The following is a 5,935-nucleotide window of genomic DNA, read 5'->3' as shown; positions in this document are numbered from 1 at the left end:
TAATAGCTGAACCAACTAGTTGTGGCGTTGTATTTACACTTTTAGACCCATTTTCATTATTCCATTGTAAATTTTCTGTAAGTATTGGTGTATCAAAAGACTCTTCATACCCACTGATTGTGCTGTAAAATGTGGTCCTAACAACATGCACTCTACCATATGGATCATGTGTAAAGGTTGGGAATTGCTCAAAATCAAGCTCCAAATTGTGCTTATTAATAACGTTTTTTATTTCTCTAACTATTTCATTAAAATTCTGGTATTTGTATCCATATCCTTTAAGACTCTTGTCAATCCCTGGTAAATTCATTTTTAGGGTTTTCATATCTTTTCTGAAGCTTATTTTTGCTTGTATATTATTTTGAATATTTTCTTGATTATTTATGTTTGACATAATTGTCAACCTCCTGAAATTAGATTTATAAATAAATATATAACAAAAACTATTTTTACCAACTTTTTTACAAAAAATTTTGCAAAAAAATGAGGGCTTAGCTAGATTCTCTTTATCAAAGAACTAAGCTAAACCCTTACATTACATTTTTTGTAAATTATCTAATTCAGGTAGTCGCAAATGTCAATATTTAAACAACTACGTTACTTGTAGTGTAAACCAATTTATAATTAAAATCAATTTATCATTTACGAACTTATAAAAAAATATATTTTATTAATAAAATTAATAATTAGAATTTAATATTTTTTCCGAAAAGTGTTTACTTTTAAATCAAAATTTTGCATTATAATATTAATTATTATAAATCTAATTTCAGGAGGTTGACGGTTATGTCAATATCAACCAATAAAAAAAGTCTAAATTGCTACAATAAGCATCAACATAAATTAATAGTTCTTATCTCCACTCTAGAATATGTAAACAAAAAATATCCAAAATATACACAAAAAACCATACTCTATTACTTTAATAAAAACCTAAAAAGAAATGGTCAAAATCCCGTTAAACTAAAAACACTGCAAAATTATCTTTACGAATTAGAAAAAAAATTTAAAGTCACAACAAACTACTACAAACATATGGGGGTAAATTGTGGTACTGAAATTTACTATAAACTTAATTATGAAAAAAAAGAGTGTCACTACAAGATAAACAAATTCTTTTTAGGGAAAAAACATTCAAGGTTCAGGAAAAGAGTTGAAATAGGCCTTAAAGAGAAATTTACTAAAAATGGGAGTGTAAATTTTAAGGAGTGTTTAAGTAATAAAAATAATAATATAAAAGAAGAAAAGAATAAAAAGATAGAAAAGTTTCAAATAATAAAATATTCCAATAAATGTAACTTTAAATGTAAAGAAATTCTTCCTTTTATTTTAAAATTAGATATTAATAAAGACTTGAAAATTAAAATGCTTAAAGTCTCAAAAATAATTGAGATTAAACTACTAAAGAATAAAAATATACATTTTAATAAATCTTGTCTTAAAAATAAGCAAAATAAATTAAAAGAAATTCTAAAAAATATTCAAAAACAATTAGAAAAAAAAGGGTACAATCCCGAGCAATTGAAAATAAATACCCAAAAAATATATGAAATTTACAAAAATAAGCCGCATTTTATTATTGAATATCAAAAATATAGCGATCTAAGCAAAATAAAGCTTAAATTAGAAAAATCAATTGAATTGAAAAAAGAAAATCCACAAAAAGATTATGAGCATATAAAGATAAACATTTTCAATATCCTTATTGAGCGATTGGAAAAAACGACAAATATTAAAATTCTAAAGCCAATTATAAAAACTTATTTGAATAGCAAAAAGAAATTAGAATATAATAAAGTATTTAGTACATATTATGATGAATTATTAGAATTAACAAAAAATGAAAATAATTCTTTAATATTAAAAGAAGTTGTATGAGGATTTAGTATGGAAAGTACACTAAAACCAACCAAAAAAGGAAAATGTAAAGTTGAATGCCAAAATAAAGAACGATTTATTTTAATTAAAAAAGAAAATGGTAAAGCCATGTACCATACAAAAATAATGATGGACGTTTATAAATTTGGAGTTTATGAGAATAAAAAAAAGAAAAAAAATGAATTTCGAGTGTCATTAAGAGCCTTGCATAATGGAGAAAGAATTGTTGAGGAAACACATTTATATCCCATTAAAGAAGGAGATAAATTTATTGGAATTTTTTACGGTTTTAGAAAACCAATAAAAAAGACTTTTGTAAAGTATGAAACAAACGGGAATAGAAAATCTTATGGATTTGCAAAAGCATATTATATGGAAGTTAGATTTAAGGCTGGTAGTGTTTTTTTCTACTTTAAAGGATTATATCGCTTATTAGATAAAGAGAGAATGAATAATCACTACAATAAAATATTATTTAGCATGTTTACAGATTTAGAAAAAAAAATATATGAATTTTATGGGAAAAAATACCCAGAACAAGGACCACTGACAAAATGGATAATAAAAAACCTAAAATAATAACAATTGCGTCAATTAAAGGTGGCGTTGGCAAAAGCACGAGCGCAATTATATTTTCAACTCTTTTGGCTAATGATTGTAAAGTTCTCTTAATTGATATGGACACGCAAGCATCAGTTACAAGTTATTTTTATAAAAAAATAATAGAAAGTGAATTTAATTTACTTGAAAAAAATATATATGAGATTTTAAAAGGCAATATATTGATTGATAATTCAGTCATAAATATTAATAATAATTTAGATCTGATACCCAGTTATCTAAGTTTACATAAATTTAATAAAGAAGCTATAACTTTTAAAGAAATTAAGCTACAAAAGCAGCTATTAAACTTACAATCCAATTATGATTATATAATAATTGATACAAATCCTAGTTTAGACTACACACTAACCAATGCATTAGTATGTAGCAATTATGTAATAGTGCCAATAACAGCAGAAAAATGGGCAGTTGAGAGTTTGGAACTTTTAAAGTTTTCAATTAGTGATTTGGCTATTGATATTCCAATTTTCTTAATAATAACCAGATTTAGGAAAAACAATACTCATAAATCATTATTTAATTCTCTAAAAGATAATAAGAATTTTTTAGGGTTAGTTTCAGAAAGAGAAGATTTAAATAAAAAAATAGCAAAAGACGATTTATTTAACTTAAATAGAGATTATATGTTAGAGTATAAAAATATATTAAGCAAATTTAAAATAATAACCATGTCCATTTAAATGGACATGGTTATTATTTTAAATAAAAGGAGTTAATACATGGATATAGTAGTTAACAAAAGAAACTTAGAAGTATTGAATGAAAGAGAAGAACGTTATAAAAATTTAAAACAAAGATTAAAATCTAACTTTCAACAAGAAATTTATTATAAAATGGAAGTTATTAAGATATTAAAAGAGATAAAAGATAACGAATATTATAAATTAGATGGATATAGAACATTTGAAGACTTTATTAAGGATTATCACTTGGCAAGAAGTCAAGCATATGATTATTTAAAAATAGCAAATGCAATAGAAGAAGGTGTTTTGGAAGAGGCTTATGTAATAGAAAATGGTGTTACAAAAACAATTGCGTTTTTAAGAAAATCACCCAGTATTTTAAAAAAATCTAAACAAAACCCAATAAAACCTTTAAGATTCCAACTGAAAACTCAAGAAAGTTACGATTTCTACAAAAGTAATGCAAAATTTACAAGTTTTATGATGCATGAGATTTTTGAAAATCAAAAAGATTTGATTAAGAAGCTTTTAAAGAAATATAAAGAATTAAGAGGATAATAAGGGGATTTTATGAACAATTTAGCGTATAGGACATATAATATAGAAAACATAAGAAATGAATTTTTAAATATTGGGTTTAGTGAGGAGGCAATAGATTTTGTTTTTCTTCATAATGATAATTACAACTTTGAATTTTTAAAAGAGAAAATAATTAATACAGAGAAGAATTTGCGGAAAGATATATCTAATTTAGACGTTAAGATAGATAATGTAGAAAAGAATTTACAAAAAGACATAGCTAATTTAGATACTAAGATAGATGCTGTAGAGAAGAGTTTAAATAGTAAAATAGATGCTATAGAGAAGAGTTTGCAAAAGGATATATTCAATTTAGATACTAAGATAGATAATGTAGAGAAGAGTTTGCAAAAGGATATATCTAATTTAAATACTAAGATAGATAATGTAGAGAAGAGTTTGCAAAAGGATATATCTAATTTAAATACTAAGATAGACAATGTTAAAAGTGAACTTACCAATAAGATTGAAAATGAAGTAAAGGATTTACGTAAAGATCTTAATATGGGGAACAGAATGGTGCACTTTATGATATTAACAGCTGCAATTATCGGGCCAATTTTAAATGCTTTATTTATGAAATATTTACAATTCATTAAATAATGGAATAATTTATAATTTACTTTTTAAGTAATATATTATAATACTGATGAACATTACTATAAAATAACATTTTATTTTTGCTCTATTCTAAATTAGAACTTATTCGAACTTTTTAACAAAAGACTTTAAATAAGTTTTTTTTGTAAAAAGACAAATTGATTTTAATTCTAAATTATACTATGTTTAACTGCTAAAAACTTTAAAAAATTATTTTTTTTAAAGTGAATTCAGCTAAGCTAAATCCACTATACTTTATTAAGTTCTTTAATAAGAGAATTTAATAAAGTATTTATTTTGTTGTAAAAATTTTTGTAAAAAGTTTACAAAAACGGTTTCTATAATATAGTCAATATTACATGATATGTTCGTTGTGTCGCATATATAAAACAAGGGCTCCATTTTGGTGGGATTTAACTAGTTCTTTAAGTAAAGAATTTAGTTAAGTCTCATTTTTTTGCAAAAATTCTTATAAAGAAATTGACAAAAAAGGTTTTTGTTATACTATATAATATAGCTATAAAGGATTGCTATTATTTTAAATAAACTCAATTTAGTGGGGTTTAGCTTAGTTCTTTAAGTAGAGAATTTGGCTAAGCTCTCATTTTTTTACAAAAATTTTTGTAAAAAAATTGACAAAAATAGTTTTTGTTATATAATTTTTTTTAAATCTAATTTCAGGAGGTTGACGATTATGTCACACACAGAAAAAAATCAAGAAAATATACAAAATGGAGTGTCCAACATGATACATGTTAAACAACAAAGTTTTACTGGATGTGAAGTATTTGAGGAAAAAGCTCTTCCCATTAAAGAAAAAAGCAAATTAAGTAAGATAGGTAAAAAATTACCAGGAATAAGTAGTCAAGAGTGTTTTAGATTTAATCGTAATATTGATTTTAGTTTGCAAAGAAGCAAGCTTGATAAATATGGAGCTAGTGAAGTGGGGACTGTTGTAATTGGTGGCGCTGGTCTTAAAGACGTAATGATAAATAGTGTGCTTAAATATTTTGGCATGAGTTTACCTTTTGAAGAGAATTTATACATGTTAAAAGGTAAAGAATTGGAAAATTTAGGATTTAGAGAATTTGTTAAGGCGTACGGTGATAATATTGCCGTTTTGTACAAAAATAAATATGCCAACGGTGTTGATAAATATAATTATTTCAAAAAAATAGACAATTTTGAACCTTTAGTAGGCGCAACAATTGATGGATGGTTTATTAATATTAATGGTGATATAGAGCTTTTAGAGATTAAGAGTAGTGATTCTAATTATATGAGTAGCGCTATTGAAGCGTACAATAAAAATGGCAATTTTTTAAGTAGTAAGTATTTTTTCAAATACTATGTGCAGGCGCAAATGCAACTAGCATGTACTGGACTTGAGTATTGTAATTTGTTCTTTTTAATAGACGCTGCACCAGTTAATTGTAAGATAAAGAGAAACGATTCTTTAATATCAAAAGTGCTTAATTTTCTTCTTAAATGTGAACGTGAAGTTTTCAATATAAGAACTGAAATTGTTAAAAACAATCAAGCTAAGTTATTAATATCCAACAATATTGATA

At 24.6% G+C, this 5,935-nt stretch carries 5 protein-coding genes and 2 pseudogenes; 6 read left to right on the top strand and 1 reads right to left on the bottom strand.

The features are described from left to right. Position 1 precedes the first annotated feature (1 nt). Positions 2–394 (bottom strand): annotated as a pseudogene (locus DB318_RS05860) (ERF family protein); the annotation flags it as partial. Positions 395–786: 392 nt separating this feature from the next. Between DB318_RS05860 and DB318_RS05855 the strand changes: the two are divergent. The 6 genes and pseudogenes from DB318_RS05855 to DB318_RS05830 form a co-directional block, all read left to right on the top strand. Further along, a complete protein-coding gene (locus DB318_RS05855) occupies positions 787–1,878 on the top strand; it encodes a plasmid maintenance protein (protein ID WP_151074474.1) in 1,092 nt (363 codons plus the stop codon). Between the two features lie 9 nt (positions 1,879–1,887). Further along, the gene (locus DB318_RS05850) at positions 1,888–2,457 is read left to right on the top strand and encodes a DUF226 domain-containing protein (RefSeq protein WP_151060901.1); all 570 of its coding nucleotides are present in this window, start codon (positions 1,888–1,890) and stop codon (positions 2,455–2,457) included. Further along, positions 2,433–3,182: a ParA family protein gene (locus DB318_RS05845; protein WP_031539935.1), complete on the top strand. Its 750-nt coding sequence runs from the start codon at positions 2,433–2,435 to the stop codon at positions 3,180–3,182. Before DB318_RS05850 ends, DB318_RS05845 begins: the two co-directional genes overlap by 25 nt. 39 nt (positions 3,183–3,221) lie before the next feature. Beyond that, the gene (locus tag DB318_RS05840) at positions 3,222–3,743 is read left to right on the top strand and encodes a chromosome replication/partitioning protein (protein ID WP_031478410.1); all 522 of its coding nucleotides are present in this window, start codon (positions 3,222–3,224) and stop codon (positions 3,741–3,743) included. Between the two features lie 12 nt (positions 3,744–3,755). After that, on the top strand, positions 3,756–4,367 hold the full coding sequence (gene bdr / locus DB318_RS05835; RefSeq protein WP_031478408.1) for a Bdr family repetitive protein: 612 nt from the start codon (positions 3,756–3,758) through the stop codon (positions 4,365–4,367). Positions 4,368–5,058: 691 nt separating this feature from the next. Further along, positions 5,059–5,869, top strand: a pseudogene (locus DB318_RS05830) (YqaJ viral recombinase family protein); the annotation flags it as partial. Between the last annotated feature and the right edge of the window lie 66 nt (positions 5,870–5,935).

The sequence above is a fragment of the [Borrelia] turdi genome (genome assembly GCF_008828755.2).
Classification (GTDB): Bacteria; Spirochaetota; Spirochaetia; order Borreliales; family Borreliaceae; genus Borreliella; species Borreliella turdi.
This window is presented reverse-complemented; position numbering and strand designations above follow the sequence as displayed.